Genomic DNA, 14,775 nt, shown 5'->3' on the forward strand with positions numbered 1-14,775 from the left:
CCTCGACCCGCCTCATGCCTTGTCCGTGATGGACTGCACGCCATCCTGCGCATCCAGCACGCATTGCTTGCAGACGGTGAATTGCGGGAAGGCGTAAGGCATGCGGTCCGGGCCGGCGAACTGCTTGTTCCCCGTCTTCACATCGATCTTCCCCGGCGCCGTCACCGTGATGTTGCCGCCTTCGAGCACGATGCTGGCCCCGGCCGCGGTCGCGATGCGGATGCGCTTGGGCGCGGCCCACTCGACGAAGGTCTGGGCGCTGCCTATCCTGATGTCCTGCTGCGCCTTTACGCTGAGCGTGTCGTGCTGGGCCTGCACCTGCACGTCGCCGGTGGCGGAGATCAGGTCCAGTCCGGAGTCGGCCCCGCCCTGCTGCAGCCCGGCGACGATGCCCAGGCCCTGGCCGGTATGCAGGCGCAGCGCGCCCATCACGGCCAGGTTCTGGTCCTTGCCGGAGGACCAGTGCACGGCTTCGCCGGCGGTGTATTGCAGATGCTGGCCGGCGACCTGCGCCAGCCCGGCGCGGGCCGCCATCAGCACCACGGGATCGGTGGGGTGCGGCACTTTGCCGGCCGCGGCTTCGGTGTGCTTGGCCGCGGCGTCGCCGCGCGCGCCGTCCAGGCTGTCGCCGGCGACGGTGCCCGACACGCTGCGGTGCATGGCGGCCAGGGGCGCTTTGCCGTCGTCCAGCGTGCTGGATTCCGGGCCCTTGGTGCCGATCGCGGCCGCCAGGCGCAGGCCCTGGTGGGCGCCGGCCACGCTGTCCAGCGAGCGCGCCATCTGGTCGGTCTGGCCGGCCAGCGCCTGCAGCCCGGCGGCGTCGCCCACCGGGCCGGCGCCGCCGCCCGAAGCGGCGTAGGTGCTGAGCAGCACGCCGGCGCCGCCGCGCACGGCGCCGTAGGCGTCGCTGCGCAGTTCCGCGCCCAGGCCGCGCAGGCCGCCGCGGTAATTGCCGGCCTGGTGGATCAGGTGGCCCAGGTTGAGTTCGCTGGCCGCCTGGCTGCTCTTGATCTGCATGCGCAGCTGGCCGTCGGTGTCGTCGAAGACGATCTGGTTGTAGCCGGAGCCGCCGAATTCCTTGCTCTTGAAGCCCGAGAGCGCCGCGGCGTTGCGATGGTTTTCATCGCCGGAGCCGGCGCCGTGCCAGGCGGGCGCGTTGCCGCCGGCCAGGTTGGCCTGGGCGCTGGGCATGCCGTCGCGCGCGGCGGCATAGACCTGCATGTCGACCTCGCCGCCCTGGCGTCCGCCGGGCGTGGCCGGCGTGCCGCCTTCGCCGCGGCCGTTGTAGAGCGCGCCCACCACGATGGGCTGGTCCACGTCGTCGTCCAGGAATCGCACCAGCACTTCCTGCCCGATGCGCGGCACGAAGCTGATGCCCATGCCGGCGCCGGACTGGCGCTGCGCCACGCGGACCCAGCGGCTGCGGGCCTCGCCCTCCTTCGCTTCGCCCTGCCAGTGAAAGCGCACGCGCACGTCGCCGCGCTTGTTGCGCAGGATCTCGTCCTGCGCCTTGGGCCGGGCGCCGCCGTCGGCGTCCGTCACCACGGCGGTATGCACGCCATGCACCGAGGGCGCGCCGCTCAGGCGCGCGCCGCGCGCCTGCGGCAGCTCGGGGCGCCACGGACGGTCGCAGCGCACGGCTTCGAAGCGGTTGGCGTAGCCGATCTCGCGCGCCTGGGCCAGGACTTCGGCGCCGGCCGACGACGCGGCGTCCGCCGGCGTCGCGCCGCCCGGCGGCAGCGGCGCGTCTTCGTCCAGCGACAGGTGCGCCTCCAGCCCGCCCAGGCGCTGCGCCAGCGAGGCGCGTGTCTCGGGCGGCAGGTTGTTGATGCCCACGTGTTCGACGCGGTCCAGCGCGAACACCGGCTCGAACCCTTCCTCGTCGGCCGGCCCCAGCGACGACATGGCCTGCAGCGTGAACCGCGTGCCCGAGCGGAAGGTGCGCACGCCGCCGCGGCCGACGAAGGTCTCGGCGCTGGCGCGGACGGCTTCCATGGCCAGGGTGGCCTGGCGCCGGGCCTGGGCCTCGTCGGCGAAGCCGCCGTGGCCCACGGGCTCATACCATTCCAGGCCGGCCGCCTCGTCCGCGCCGCCGGCCGGGTTGACCAGCGCCTCGGCCGCCACGGCGCGCTTGGCGCTGTCGTGCCAGCCCAGGACGGTGATGCGGTCAGGCACGCGGCGGCGCCGGCGCGCCAGCGCCTGCACGGTGTCGCGCGATTCGGTGGCCGCGGCGCGATGGAAGCGCACGCCGCCGCCGGCCGACTCCGCGTCTTCCTGCAGGCCGCGGCTGTCGGCAAATATCAGCAGCGCATGCCTGGCGGGCGCCTCGGCGTCTTCCACCACCGTCCAGCCCAGGCCGGCCTCGGCCAGCAGGCGGCTGAGGAATGCGTAGTCGGTCTCGCGGTATTGCGTCACGTAGGGGCGCGGCGCCAGGTCCGCCAGCGCGGGCGCCACGTCGGGCGCGACGCGGTAGACATAGCCTTCGTATTCCGCCAGCACGTGGCGCACGATGTCCAGCACGGCGGTGGATTCGAAGATGCGGCTGGTGCGCCGCTGCGTGGCCAGCCATAGCCACGGCACCACGGTCAGGCGGTAGCGCGCCAGGCCGGCGTCGCCGGACAGCAGTTCGGCTTCGCGCACCACGCCGCTGCGGCCGGCGCGGCTGCCATCGGCGCGCGTGGTCCACAACGTGACCGGGCGCGCGATCATGTCCTGCAGGGACAGGCCGGCGTCGTCCGCCAACGTCACGATGCGCATCTGCGCCACGCCGGACAGGGCTTCGCGACCGATCCAGCCTTCCACCTGCAGCGACGCGAGCGCGCCCTCGCCTTCCAGGCTGTAGAGGCGGGCGTCGGAACTGAACAGGCCAGCGGTCGCGATCGGATCCATTACGGGTAAAAACCTTTTTCCAGGGGCTCAGGGCTCGATGTTGGCTTGCGGATTGGGGCACTCGGGCGCGGTGCCCCAATGGCCCGCGCAGACCCGCAGCCGGCATTGCTCGCTTTCCAGGAACCCCAGCTTGCGGCATTGCTCCAGGCGCGCCGGCAGCGGCGAACCGGGCAGTTCGCGCACGAAGATGCCGTCGCTCTTGTAGACCTTGGTGCCGGGCGGCGAAGCGGGAGGCAGCCCGTAAGACATCAGCGTGGCCAGCAGCGCCGCGTCGGAATCCTTGCTCTGCGGCTGCTTGGCGCGCGGCGCCGGCTGCGGGCCGGCGGCGTTCGCGGCATGCTGCGCGCGCCGCACCGTGGGCCCGGCATCCTTGGGCGCAGACAGCGCGGCCTGCGGCGGCGGCGGCGCGGCGGTGACCGCCAGCGCCGAAAGCGGGTTTTGCGCAACACGGGCGTCGTCGTCCGGGCGCGTCAACTGCGCCAGGGGATGATCGTCGATGATGGCGGCCGCGGCCGGCGGCGCCTCGGCCTCGGCGGGACTGGCGGCGGGCGCCGCGGGGACATCCGGCGCGACCGGCACGACCCGCGCGCTGGGCGCGTCGGCCAGCGCCACCACGGGCGGCTCGGGCACATCGAACACGGCATACAGGCCTGCGCCCACGGCGCCCGCCACAAGCAGCAACAGCAACAGCAACAGCAGCGGCGCGCGCGAACGGCGCCTGGGCGCGAGATGCTTGACCTCGGCGTCCGGCACGCGGCCTTCGAGCGCGGCAAGAATGCGCGACGACCCGCCATCATCCGCAGACGATGCGCGCCCTGCAAGCAAACTAGGAACGGAGGTCGGTGATCGCGATCTTTTTTCGTCTTCTGCCATGCGAAGTCCCGTGTTTTCAGGGAAGCCAGCGCCCTCCCGTAACCAAGGCGTTCGAGAATACCCGATGACATGTTTTCGATCATCGATTCTTGTTACGAGTTCTTAGCCACAGACGCGTTTTGCAACGCCCAGGCGCTTGCCTGAATCCCAAATAGAACAAAAGATTACGCCTTCGTAACTGAGGCGCCTCTTTGCTGCTCCTACTGCCCCTATATTTCGTGCTGGCCATCGGCGTGTCCGCGCTGCTCGTCTTCCCGCCCCTGCGGGAGGCTGCGACGCGCGGTGCGCGCGCGTTCGCCCAGGGCGTACGCCGCAAAATGGCGCGCGGCGCCGGCCAGGCGGGCGTGGTCGTCGGCGGCTCGGCGCAGGCGGTGCGCGCAGGCTTCGGCAAGGCCGGCGGCGCGTTCTCGGCCTATCGCTGGCATATCGCCATCGGGCTGGCCGTGGCGCTGTTTCCGTCGCTTTTTGCTTTCGTCATGCGACACAATCACACATTTGTTTACGAGGATCGGATGGCCGGCCCGGACCCTCGCATCCAGGCCCTGCTGACCGGCGAAAGACTGGTGCCGCCGCCGCCGCTGCCGCCCGAAGCCTTCACCACGCGCGAAGTGGAACTGGTGCGTCCCAATCTGGGCGGCGCCAGCCGCGACTGGAACCTGCTGGACGCCGACTACCGCCAGCGCCTGCTGGCCGCGTATCGCGTCATGCGCGAGGAGCACGGCTACGAGATGGTGCTGATCGAAGGCTATCGCAGCCCCGAGCGCCAGACGCAGCTGGCCGGCATGGGCGCGCACGTGACCAACGCCGGCGCCTACCAGAGCTATCACCAGTTCGGCCTGGCCGCCGACAGCGCTTTCCTGCGCGACGGCAAGGTGGTGGTGTCGGAGAAAGATCCCTGGGCCATGCGCGGCTATGAGTTGTTCGGCGAGACCGCCGAGCGCGTCGGCCTGACCTGGGGCGGACGCTGGAAGATGATGGACTTCGGCCACACCGAGCTGCGCCGCCCCGGCGTCATGCGGCGCGGCAACGGAGCCGCGCAATGATCCGGCCGGTCCGCCACGCCTATCCGATAGAACTCCCATGAGCCGCATCCTCAAAACCGGCCTGCTGGCCGCCCTCGTCTTCGGCCTCGTCTGGCTCGCCGTCATCATCTGGTGGCAGGAGTCGCACACGCTGCCCACGGGCGTGGACATCGGCCTGTACCTGTTCGCGCTGCCGCTGGCGCTGCTCGCCGCCGGCTGGGCCGGCGCCCGCGTGGTCCGCGCGCGCCGCGAGGCCAGGGCCGCGCCCGCCCCCGCCGCGGCCGCCGACGAAACGCAGGCTCCGCCGCCTCCCGCGCTTGTGCGCCTGACCGCGCTGGCCGGCACGGCGCGCGCGGCCCCCGGCGCCGATCCGACCGCCATCCACGCCGCGCTGTCCAGGCAGCAGCGTCCCGAACTGGACCCCGCGCTGAAGAACGCGAAAGGCTTTCCGGTATTCAGCGGCCGCGCCGCCCATCTCGACATCGATGCGCTGCGCGAAGCCGCGAGCGCCGCGGCCGGCCCCGCGGGCAGGCCGGGCGACGACTGCCTGCGCGCCGCCGAGCTGCTGTGCGAAGTGGTCGAAACGCTGTCGCAGGAAGCCCGCGCCCAGGTGCTGGACAACGGCACGCCGCAGCGCGACGAAGACTGGCCGCGGCTGCAGCTGGAGCTGCTCCTGCCCGCCGATTGGCCGCAGGCCGCGCGCGCGCATGCGGCGGACCGCGCCCGCGACGCGGCCGTGTGGCCGGCCGGACGCCTCGAAGCGCGCACGCACGAGGCGCAGGACGCGCTGGCCGGCGACGCGCTGCTGCGCCGGCTCGCGCAGGAATCGCCCGAGCCGGCGCGCGCCGCGCTGCGCCTGGTGGCCGCGGCGGACTCTTATATAGACGCCGCCGTGGTGCAGGCCTGGGACGCCGCGGGCCGGCTGGTCGACACCGCCAATCCGCAAGGCCGCGTGCCGGGCGAAGCGGCCGCCGGCCTGTTGCTGGACCTTGCGCCCGTCGCGCCTGACGCCGCGCCGCCGCGCGAACTGCCGGCCGACGCTTTCACGTTGACGCTGTCGCCGTCGGCGCGCCGCGCCACCGAAGCCGATGCGCGCGGCGCCGCCGCCGAGCCGGCGCTGGCCGAACTGGCCGCCCGCTTCCTGGAACGGCAGGAACAGTCCGCGGACGCGATCGCCGCGCTGGTCAGCGACGCCGACCATCGCGGCAGCCGCCCGCTGGAAACCGCGGGCCTGGCCGGCGCGCTGTTTCCCAGGCTGGACCCGAACCAGGACTGCCTTTCCGTCGGCGCGGCCTGCGGCCATACCGGCGCGGCCGCGCACCTGCTCACGCTGGCCGTGGCCGGCGAAGCCTGCGCGCAGACCGATGCGCCGGTGCTCGCCGTCATGACCCAGGACCCCGCGCTGCGCACGCTGGCGCTGGTGTCCCGCCCTATCCGCCCTTTAGCCTGACCCACAAGAAAACCGTCCAACATCATGCGTAGCCCTTCAGGTTTCTTTTCCAGCATATCCAGCGCCATGAGCGAAGGCCGGCACTGGACGTCGCGCGTGCTGGCCAACCCGCGCACCTTCATGGTGATCGGCCTGATCGCCCTGATGGTGTTCCTGTTCCTGTTCGCCGAAACCGCGGAGATCGGCCTGGCCTGGGCCGGGCTGGCCCTGGGCGCATGCGTGCTGCTGTGGCTGTGCGCCTACCTGTGGCGCCGGCGGCGCACGCGGCGCGCCAACAAGAACCTGGGCGACATGCTGGAGCAGCAGGTGCAGACGGGCGCGGCCGCCAACCGCAACGACGTGGAAGCGCTGCGCTCGCGGCTGACCCAGGCGGTGCGCACCATCAAGACTTCCAAGATCGGGCAGGCCTCGGGCAACGAAGCGCTGTATGAGCTGCCCTGGTACATCGTGATCGGCAACCCGGCGGCGGGCAAGAGCAGCGCGGTCATCAACTCGGGCCTGCAGTTTCCGTTCGCCGACAAGAACGGCGCGGCGGTGCGCGGCGTGGGCGGCACGCGCAACTGCGACTGGTTCTTCACCACCGAAGGCATCCTGCTGGACACCGCGGGCCGCTATTCCGTGCACGAAGAGGACCGCAACGAGTGGATGGGGTTCCTGGACCTGCTCAAGCGCCATCGTCCCAAGGCGCCCATCAACGGCATCATCGTGGCCGCCAGCATCGACGAGCTGACCGGCGCGGGCCCGGAGTTCGCCATCAACCTGGCCAAGAACCTGCGCCAGCGCGTGCAAGAGCTGACCGACCGGCTGGAAGTATTCGCGCCGGTCTACATCATCTTCACCAAGGCCGACCTGATCTCGGGCTTCAGCGAGTTCTTCTCCGACAGCGACCAGCGCGAACGCGACCGGGTGTGGGGCGCCACCCTGCCCTACGGCGCGGAGGAGAACCGCGACGTGCTGGCGCTGTTCGATGAGCGCTTCGACGAGCTGTACGAAGGCCTGAAGGAAATGGGCACGGCGCAGATCTCGCTGCGCGCCAACCGCGAACTGCCGCCCGGCCTTTTGACCTTCCCGCTGGAATTCGCCGGCATCAAGCCGGCCCTGCGCACTTTCCTGTCGACGCTGTTCGAAACCAATCCGTTCCAGTACAAGCCGATGTTCCGCGGCTTCTACTTCACCAGCGCCTTGCAGGAAGGCGTGTCGCAAAGCTCGTCCACCGAGCGCCTGGCCGAGCGTTTCGACCTGCGCCCGGCGCAGCGCGCGCTGTCGCGCAACGTGTCCTCGCACAACGGCTTCTTCCTGCGCGACCTGTTCTCCAGCGTGATCTTCGCCGACAAGAAACTGGTGCGCCAGCATGCCAGCCCGGCCAAGACCCGCATGCGCTACCTGACCTTCTTCGGGCTGGTGCTGGCGCTGGGGCTGGTGCTGGGCGGATGGAGCTGGTCGTACCTGGGCAACCGCCAGCTGGCGCAGAACGTGCAGGCCGACATGGACAAGATCGTGCGCCTGCAAAGCGAGCGCACCGACCTGCAAAGCCGCCTGGAAGCCATGGAGATCCTGCAGGACCGCATCGAGCAGCTGGACCGCTACAGCGCCAGCCGGCCGTGGTCGCTGGGCCTGGGCCTGTACCAGGGCGACGTGCTGAAGGAGCGCCTGCTGGCCGAGTACTACAACGGCGTGCGCCAGTTCATGCTGGCCCCGGTCAAGACCAGCCTGGAAGACTTCCTGGCCAAGGTCGACACGTCGGCGGCCGCCGCCGCCGGCGACGCCGCCCAGCCGGCGCCGCAACAGGTCCGCGCCGCGCACGCCGCCGGCGCCGACACGCTGTTCCAGGACGCCTCGCCCACCAACGCCGACGACGCCTACAACGCGCTCAAGACGTACCTGATGATGGCCAATCACCAGCACGTCGACCCCACGCACCTGTCCGACCAGATCACGCGCTTCTGGCGCGGCTGGCTCGAGACCAACCGCGGCGCCATGCCGCGCGACCAGCTGATCCGCAGCGCCGAGCGCCTGATCTCGTTCTATGTCGGCCGCGCGCAGGACGCCGGCTGGCCGCAGATCGAAACCAACCTGGCGCTGGTGGAGAAGACCCGCGGCAGCCTGCGCGCGGTGATGCAGGGCATGCCCGCGCGCGAACGCGCCTACGCCACGCTCAAGGCGCGCGCCGCCACGCGCTTCCAGGCCATGACGGTGGCGCGCATCGTCGGCGAGAACGACGCCGGCGTGGTGGCGGGCAGCTACGCCATCCCGGGCACCTTCACCCGCGAGGCCTGGGAGCAGTACATCCAGCCGGCCATCAGCGAAGCCGCCAAGCAGGAAGTCCAGACCAGCGACTGGGTGCTGGGCGTGAACGCGCGCGACGACCTGACGCTGGAAGGCAGCCCCGAGCAGATCCAGAAAAGCCTGGCCACCATGTACAAGACCGAGTACGCGGAGGAATGGCAGAAGTTCCTGCGGGGCGTGACCATCAAGCCCTTCACCAGCTTCCAGCAATCGGTCGGCGCGATGAACCGCCTGGGCGATCCGCAGACGTCGCCCATCGCCAAGCTCATCAACACCACCTACGAGCAGACCTCCTGGGACAACCCCTCGCTGATCAACGCCGGGCTGCAGCAGGCGCAAAGCGGCGTGGTCGGCTGGTTCAAGCGCGTGATCCTGCGTCAGACGCCGCCGCCCGCCCCCGGCGCCGCGACCGCCAACGGCGAGACGATTCCGATGGGTCCGGTGGGACGCGAGTTCTCCGACGTGGCGCGCCTGGTGGTCACGCGCGACAACCAGTCGCTGCTGGGCAACTACATGGGCGCGCTGTCGAAGATCCGCACGCGCTTCAACCTGCTGAACAACCAGGGCGACCCCGGCCCCGGCGCGCTGGTGCTGATGCGCCAGACGCTGGAAGGCAAGGATTCCGAACTGGCCGACGCGCTCAAGCTGGTCGACGAACAGATGCTGGCCGGCATGAGCGCGACCCAGCGCGAAACGCTGCGTCCGCTGCTGGTGCGCCCGCTGATCCAGGCCTACGCCGTCACCATGCAACCGGCCGAGTCGGAGCTGAACAAGGTCTGGAACGCGCAGGTGTACCAGCCGTTCACGCAGAACCTAGCCGAGAAGTATCCGTTCGCCGGCAGCGCCAGCGTGGAAGCCAGCAGCGCCGAGATCGGCCAGGTCTTCGGCCCGCAGGGCAGCATCGCGCGCTACGTCAACGAAACCCTGGGCCCGCTGACCGTGCGCCGCGGCGACATCCTGACCGCGCGCACCTGGGGCGACATGGGCGTCAGCCTGCAGCCGACCTTCACCGCCAACTTCGCGCAGTGGGTGGCGCCGCTGTCCGGCGGCGCGGCCGGCAGCGGCGCGGCCAGCCAGCCGCAGACGCTGTTCCAGATCCAGCCGCGGCCGGCCGGCGGCGTGACCGAATACACCATCGAGATCGACGGCCAGCAGCTGCGCTACCGCAACACGCCGCCGCAGTGGGTCAATTTCGTGTGGCCCAACGCGCAGGGCGCGCCGGGCGCGCGCATCACCGCCACCACCTTCGACGGCAGCGTGGTCGAGGTCGTCAACGAGCCGGGCCGCTTCGGCCTGGAGCGCCTGATTTCGACGGCGCAGCGCAGTTCCAACCCCGACGGCAGCTTCAACATGAGCTGGGCCAAGTCCAACGTCACGGTGCCGGTGAAGCTGCGCATCATCAGCAACGCCCAGGCGCCGGGCGCCGGCGGCAGCGAGCCCGGCAGCCAGGGCCTGCGCAACCTGCGCCTGCCCACTTCGGTGGTCGGCGCCTCCCCTGAACCCTCCTCCGCCCAGACGCAACCCGGAGCGCCGCGATGAGCAACGTGCAGTCCCCCTTGTTCCGAACGGCCTACTTCGGCAAGATTCCCACCCGCGGCGACTTCGTCAAGAACACCTCGCATCCGCAGCTGATGGCCACGCTGGACGCGTGGGTCGCCAACACCATGGAGATCCTGGCGCAGGAGCCGCACTGGAAGGCGCTCTACGACGAGGCCGAGCCCATGCCCTTCGCCATCCTGGGTTCGCGCGGCAAGCTCGCCATCGCGGGGCATCTGCAACCCAGCCAGGACCAGTCGGGCCGGCGCTTTCCGTTCCTGTCGGCCACTTCGGTCGAGGTGCAGCGTCCGCTGGAATTCATCGCCCGCAGCCCCATGGCCTTCAGCCGGCTGTGGAACCGCATGGGCGGCGCGGCCGCCATGCTGATGAGCGACAGCGATCCGGCCGCGGCCCTGCAGGCCCTGAACGAGCTGGAAGGCGAAATCCGCACCGCCGCCGACGACGGCTTCGACGCCTTCGTCGACCTGCAGACTGTCGAGCGGCTGGAAGCGATGCTGCGCGGCAACGGCCACCAGGCGCGCGTGCACGACATCATCCTGGCGCTGGGCATCCTGCTGGAGCCGGTGATGTCCAGCGGCTCGTCGCAGCTGGACAAGGGGCTGTCGCTGCCCCTGCCGGACGATCCGCTCTACATCAATCTGGTGGCCGCGTACTGGATGACGCTGATCGCGCCGTTCCTGGCGCGGGCCGACTTCGAGATCACGCTGTTCGTCGGCCGCATCGGCGGCAAGCACCGCCTGGCGGTGGGATTCCGCGGCGCCTCGCCGCAGACCCTGGCCGGCCTGCTGTCCACGCCGCAGACCTACGCCGAGCAGCACATCGTGCTGGAGGACGCGCCCTGGGTGCGCAACCACGTATCGGCCAGCCACGGGCTGGCCAAGCTCTCCAGCTATCTGGACCAACCGCGGCTGTCCCTGCGCATTGCGCTGGACACCTTCCGCGAAGTATTCACCGGAGCCTGACCATGCGCGTCTCTCTCCTGATCCTGGCGGCGTTGTATTCCTGCGCCGCGGCGGCGCAGGACGCCGCCACCGTCGTTCCCGCCAACGTCATTCCCCAGCCCGGCCAGGTGGTGGCCAGCGGCGCCGTGCCCGACGAGGCCACCAAGGCCAACGTGCTGGCCAGACTGCAGCAGGTCTACGGCGTGGGCAACGTGATCGACCGCATCGACGTGGGCGGCGTGGTCGCGCCGCCCAACTGGTCGGAACACGTGGGCAAGCTGATCGGCCAGCCCCTCAAGCAGATCAACCGCGGCCAGCTGGAGATCGACGGCACCCAGATCCGCCTGCGCGGCGAGGTGCAGAACGAAGCCTCGCGCCAGCAGATCGCCAGCAACTTCGCGACCTCGCTCAACCCGACCTACAAGATCGTCAACGGGCTGCGGGTGGCGGCCGGCAAGGACGAGCAGGGCCTGCTCGACAACCTGCTGGCCAACCGCGTGGTGGAATTCGAGACCGGCAGCGCCACGCTGACCGCGCGCGGCCGCGAACTGCTGGACCAGGTGGCCGACGTGGTGCCCAAACTGCGCAGCGAAAAAGTGCAGATCATCGGCCACACCGACAGCTCCGGCAGCCGCAGCACCAACCTGGCGCTGAGCCAGGCGCGCGCCGACGCGGTGCGCAACTATCTGGTGGACAAGGGCCTGCCCGCGGCCCGTTTCGAGACGCTGGGCGCCGGGCCGGACCAGCCGCTGGCCACCAACTCCACCGCCGAAGGCCGCGCCAAGAACCGCCGCATCGAGTTCCGCGCCAGCCGCTAGCCGTTGCCGTCGGGCTGCTTGGGCACGCCCAGCAGCTCTTCCAGCCCCGCCAGCGCGTCGTCGTTCTTGAGCACGGTGCGCAGCCACAGGTGCAGCGACATCTCGCCCCAGTTGGCGGCCTTGTCGGCCAGATAGGCCACCGGGCTGTGCGGCTCGGTGCGGCGGAAGAATTCCGCCACCTCGCGCAACTGCGCCAGCGCCTGGTCGCGGGTTTGCAGCGGGCCGCGCGCGGCGGCGGGCGCCGCGGACTGGGGTTCGGCAGGGCTCAAGGTCGGCTCCAGGCGGGTGGCGGAGGGTTGCGCGGGCGCGGCGGCGGCCGGCGTCGCCGGCGTCTCGGCGCGCGGCAGCAGGCCAGCGTCGCGGGCGAAGCGGTGCGCCAGTTCGGCCACGCTCTTCAAGGCTTCGCGCACCGGCGAGAAAGCCGGGCCTTCGTCGCCCAGGCGCTGCGTCAGCGTCGCCTCGAGCATGTCGAGCGCGGCGAAACAGCTCTGCAGGCTGCCCTCCAGCTCCGAATAAAAGGCCGGCGGCGTATCGCGGCGCGCCGCGTCGAACTGCTCCAGCGTCAGCTTGCCGCGGGTGAGCTCGGCCGCGTTCTGCGGCGCGCGCTTGACCGCGTTGGCCAGCTGCGTGGCGCTTTCCCACAGCGCCGCACCGTAGCGTCCGCCTTCGGACTGCGTCAGCGGCAGCTCGCGGATCAGCTGCTGCGAGCGCGACAGCAGCCAGGCCAGGTTGCCCACGCGCTGCTGCACGTCGCCCTCGTCGGGCACCGGATGCAGGCCGTCCCAGTAGCCGCGGCACAGGCCGTCGACCAGCAGGAACCCGTCGCGCAGGCCGGCGAAGCCGCGCGTCTTGGCCCAGGCCTCGGCCAGCCAGGCCGCCACGCGCACGTCCTTGCTGCGCTCGCGCAGCACGCCGGTGCAGATGGCGATCACCTGCGGCCAGTCGGCTTCCTTGATGTCGATGATCCAGTCGCCCTGGTCCAGGTGCGGATCGTCGTGGCGGCGGGCTTCGCGGATGGCGTCGAACTCGGCCGAAAACACCATGTCCACGCCGCAGGGCGCCTCGCCCGGGATGGGCTGCAGCAGTGTGTCGATATCGCTCATTTTGATTTTGTGGGAAGACGGGTCGGACGGATCTTCCCATATCTGTAACGGCGGGACGTTTGAAGATGACACGTCCTATTACAAAGCGCATCACGCCGCCTCGCTATCATGCGCATTCCCCCCGCCCCGGAGTCGAGATGAACAAGTCATTCCACATGCTGCCCGACGGCCGCTTCATCAACGGCAAGCCGCGCCGCTGCCCCGACGGCACCTATGTCGGCGACGGCGGCCCCATCACGCGCGCCCCGGACGGCACCTACGTGGCCGGCAAGCCCCAGCGCGCGCCCGACGGCAGCTACCTGGGCGGCGGCGGTCCGGTGCGCATGGCGCCCGACGGCAGCTTCGTCGTCGGCACGCCCCGCCTGGCGCCGGACGGCACGTATCTGTAAGCAAACACGACATTTCTGACAACGCAACAGGCAGCCATGGCGCAGCTATCGGTGATACGCAAGGGCGACCGCACCTCGCATGGCGGGGTGGTCGTCACGGGCGACGAAACGGTGATGATCTTCGGCCAGCCCATGGCCCGGCTGGGCGACCGCGTCACCTGCCCCAAATGCAGCGGCACCCACACCATCGTCGAAGGCGCGGCCAGCGTCAGCTCCGACCGGCGCACCGCGCTCGAAGGCATGAAGACCTCCTGCGGCGCCACCCTGATCGCCAGCCAGCAGTTCTACCGCCTGGAACACGGCTAAGCCGCGCGGCGTAGAATGAATCAGGCCCGGGAACATGCGCAGGAGACTTCCATGAAATCCGCTCTGATCCGCCAGCTCTGCCTCGTGGCCGCGGCGCTGCTGCTTGCCGGCTGTGCATCGGGGCCAGGCGGCCCGCCCCACCCCGGCGCCGTCAATCCCTACAGCAGCGGCGGCTTCCATGACGCCGGCCCCAACTATCCCGACACCGGCCCCTGAAGGCCGTGGCGCTCAGGCCTGCCGCAAGGCGCCCGATTGCAGCAGCGGCGCCAGGATGCCGGCGCTGTAGACCCGCGCCAGGTTCACCAGGAAGTCGGTGAAATCGCTCTTGGCGGCATGGTCCGCGCGGTCCGAGATCACGCGCAGCAGCGCGAACGGAACGCCGAATTCATAGCAGACCTGCGCCGTGGCGCCGCCTTCCATCTCCAGGCATAACGCCTCGGGCAGCGTCTGGCGCAGCCGCTGCGCGTACTCGTTGTCGTTGACGAACACGTCGCCGGTGGCGATCAGGCCGTGGTGCACCTTCGGCGGCCTGCGCGCAGCGCCGGCCGCGGGCATGGCCGCGGGGCTGCGCGCGAACAGCGCGGCGCTGTCCTGCAACAGCCTGCCCAGCGCCGGGTCCGCGTCGAAGCGCTCGCGTCCCAGCAAGGGAATCTCGTGGCGCCCGAACAGCGGGCGCGCGTCCATGTCGTACTGCATCACGGCGCTGGCCACGACCACATCGCCCACCTCCACGTCCGCGTGCAGGCCGCCGGCCAGGCCGGTGAAGATCACGCGCGAAGCCTTGAACTCCTGGATCGCGATACAAGCCGTGGCGGCCGCGGCCACCTTGCCGATGCGGCTCAGCGCGATCACGCAGGGCGTGCCCCACAACGTGCCCACATGAAAATCGCGCATGGCGATGCGGAAGGTGGCGGCGCCCGGGTCCATCGCGGCCAGCAGGTCGGCGATTTCCTCGTGCAGGGCGCCCAGAATGGCTAAACGTCCCATGTCTACTCTTACGGTCATGCGCGGCCCCGGCCGCCCAGCCCGCAACATACCCGAAGGGCCGTCCGGCCGCCACGGGATTGAGATAATTCGACTTAATGCGACATAAAAGCAAGCCTGCGGAAATGTTGGCCTAAACCAATGCAGCCGGCGCCGC

12 protein-coding genes are annotated in these 14,775 nt (G+C 70.5%); 8 read left to right on the forward strand and 4 right to left on the reverse strand.

Going from position 1 to position 14,775, the window contains the following annotated elements; genetic code table 11:
* Window positions 1-12: 12 nt before the first annotated feature.
* The gene (locus tag A6B37_RS12320; protein WP_111825890.1) at window positions 13-2,889 is read right to left on the reverse strand and encodes a type VI secretion system Vgr family protein; all 2,877 of its coding nucleotides are present in this window, start codon (window positions 2,887-2,889) and stop codon (window positions 13-15) included.
* Between the two features lie 27 nt (window positions 2,890-2,916).
* Window positions 2,917-3,642 (reverse strand): hypothetical protein, encoded by a 726-nt coding sequence (locus tag A6B37_RS12325; RefSeq protein ID WP_111825891.1) that lies wholly within the window; start codon window positions 3,640-3,642, stop codon window positions 2,917-2,919.
* Between the two features lie 311 nt (window positions 3,643-3,953).
* On the opposite strand from A6B37_RS12325, the gene A6B37_RS12330 reads away from it, so the two are divergent.
* The 5 genes from A6B37_RS12330 to A6B37_RS12350 all read left to right on the forward strand — a co-directional run bounded on the left by A6B37_RS12330 (window position 3,954) and on the right by A6B37_RS12350 (window position 11,836).
* The gene (locus A6B37_RS12330) at window positions 3,954-4,805 is read left to right on the forward strand and encodes a M15 family metallopeptidase (RefSeq protein WP_102774082.1); all 852 of its coding nucleotides are present in this window, start codon (window positions 3,954-3,956) and stop codon (window positions 4,803-4,805) included.
* Between the two features lie 37 nt (window positions 4,806-4,842).
* Window positions 4,843-6,234: a hypothetical protein gene (locus A6B37_RS12335; RefSeq protein ID WP_111825892.1), complete on the forward strand. Its 1,392-nt coding sequence runs from the start codon at window positions 4,843-4,845 to the stop codon at window positions 6,232-6,234.
* A 66-nt stretch (window positions 6,235-6,300) separates the two neighbouring features.
* Window positions 6,301-10,059: a type VI secretion system membrane subunit TssM gene (gene tssM, locus A6B37_RS12340; RefSeq protein WP_246842459.1), complete on the forward strand. Its 3,759-nt coding sequence runs from the start codon at window positions 6,301-6,303 to the stop codon at window positions 10,057-10,059.
* Complete coding sequence (gene tagF, locus A6B37_RS12345; RefSeq protein ID WP_102774084.1) at window positions 10,056-11,039, forward strand: type VI secretion system-associated protein TagF; 984 nt, start codon at window positions 10,056-10,058, stop codon at window positions 11,037-11,039. The genes tssM and tagF overlap by 4 nt, the downstream gene beginning before the upstream one ends.
* A gap of 2 nt (window positions 11,040-11,041) precedes the next feature.
* Window positions 11,042-11,836 (forward strand): OmpA family protein, encoded by a 795-nt coding sequence (locus A6B37_RS12350; RefSeq protein WP_102774085.1) that lies wholly within the window; start codon window positions 11,042-11,044, stop codon window positions 11,834-11,836.
* On the opposite strand, the gene tssA is transcribed toward A6B37_RS12350, so the two are convergent.
* Window positions 11,833-12,939, reverse strand: coding sequence for a type VI secretion system protein TssA (gene tssA, locus A6B37_RS12355; protein WP_111825893.1), 1,107 nt, complete (start codon window positions 12,937-12,939; stop codon window positions 11,833-11,835). The two genes, A6B37_RS12350 and tssA, sit on opposite strands and share 4 nt — an antisense overlap.
* A gap of 137 nt (window positions 12,940-13,076) precedes the next feature.
* Here tssA and A6B37_RS12360 point away from each other — a divergent pair, with 137 nt between their 5' ends.
* From A6B37_RS12360 to A6B37_RS26075, 3 genes are read left to right on the forward strand one after another with little or no spacing between them, the layout of a single operon-like run.
* The gene (locus A6B37_RS12360; RefSeq protein ID WP_102774087.1) at window positions 13,077-13,328 is read left to right on the forward strand and encodes a hypothetical protein; all 252 of its coding nucleotides are present in this window, start codon (window positions 13,077-13,079) and stop codon (window positions 13,326-13,328) included.
* A gap of 36 nt (window positions 13,329-13,364) precedes the next feature.
* The gene (locus tag A6B37_RS12365; RefSeq protein ID WP_102774088.1) at window positions 13,365-13,634 is read left to right on the forward strand and encodes a PAAR domain-containing protein; all 270 of its coding nucleotides are present in this window, start codon (window positions 13,365-13,367) and stop codon (window positions 13,632-13,634) included.
* Window positions 13,635-13,685: 51 nt separating this feature from the next.
* Window positions 13,686-13,850, forward strand: a complete 165-nt coding sequence (locus A6B37_RS26075) for a hypothetical protein (RefSeq protein WP_168202185.1) — start codon at window positions 13,686-13,688, stop codon at window positions 13,848-13,850.
* Between the two features lie 12 nt (window positions 13,851-13,862).
* Here A6B37_RS26075 and A6B37_RS12370 read toward each other — a convergent pair whose 3' ends face one another.
* Window positions 13,863-14,621, reverse strand: coding sequence for a 5'-methylthioadenosine/adenosylhomocysteine nucleosidase (locus A6B37_RS12370; RefSeq protein ID WP_111825894.1), 759 nt, complete (start codon window positions 14,619-14,621; stop codon window positions 13,863-13,865).
* Window positions 14,622-14,775: the final 154 nt, after the last annotated feature.

This window comes from Achromobacter sp. HZ01 (genome assembly GCF_003267925.1).
In the GTDB taxonomy this organism is placed as follows: Bacteria; Pseudomonadota; Gammaproteobacteria; order Burkholderiales; family Burkholderiaceae_B; genus Achromobacter; species Achromobacter pulmonis_A.

Coding starts and splice junctions, on each gene's coding strand:
- A6B37_RS26075 (WP_168202185.1), top strand. CDS start 13,686: ATGAAATCCGCTCTGATCCGCCAGCTCTGCCTCGTGGCCGCGGCGCTG.
- tagF (WP_102774084.1), top strand. CDS start 10,056: ATGAGCAACGTGCAGTCCCCCTTGTTCCGAACGGCCTACTTCGGCAAG.
- A6B37_RS12320 (WP_111825890.1), bottom strand. CDS start 2,889: ATGGATCCGATCGCGACCGCTGGCCTGTTCAGTTCCGACGCCCGCCTC.
- A6B37_RS12350 (WP_102774085.1), top strand. CDS start 11,042: ATGCGCGTCTCTCTCCTGATCCTGGCGGCGTTGTATTCCTGCGCCGCG.
- A6B37_RS12335 (WP_111825892.1), top strand. CDS start 4,843: ATGAGCCGCATCCTCAAAACCGGCCTGCTGGCCGCCCTCGTCTTCGGC.
- A6B37_RS12365 (WP_102774088.1), top strand. CDS start 13,365: ATGGCGCAGCTATCGGTGATACGCAAGGGCGACCGCACCTCGCATGGC.
- tssM (WP_246842459.1), top strand. CDS start 6,301: ATGAGCGAAGGCCGGCACTGGACGTCGCGCGTGCTGGCCAACCCGCGC.
- tssA (WP_111825893.1), bottom strand. CDS start 12,939: ATGAGCGATATCGACACACTGCTGCAGCCCATCCCGGGCGAGGCGCCC.
- A6B37_RS12370 (WP_111825894.1), bottom strand. CDS start 14,621: ATGGGACGTTTAGCCATTCTGGGCGCCCTGCACGAGGAAATCGCCGAC.
- A6B37_RS12360 (WP_102774087.1), top strand. CDS start 13,077: ATGAACAAGTCATTCCACATGCTGCCCGACGGCCGCTTCATCAACGGC.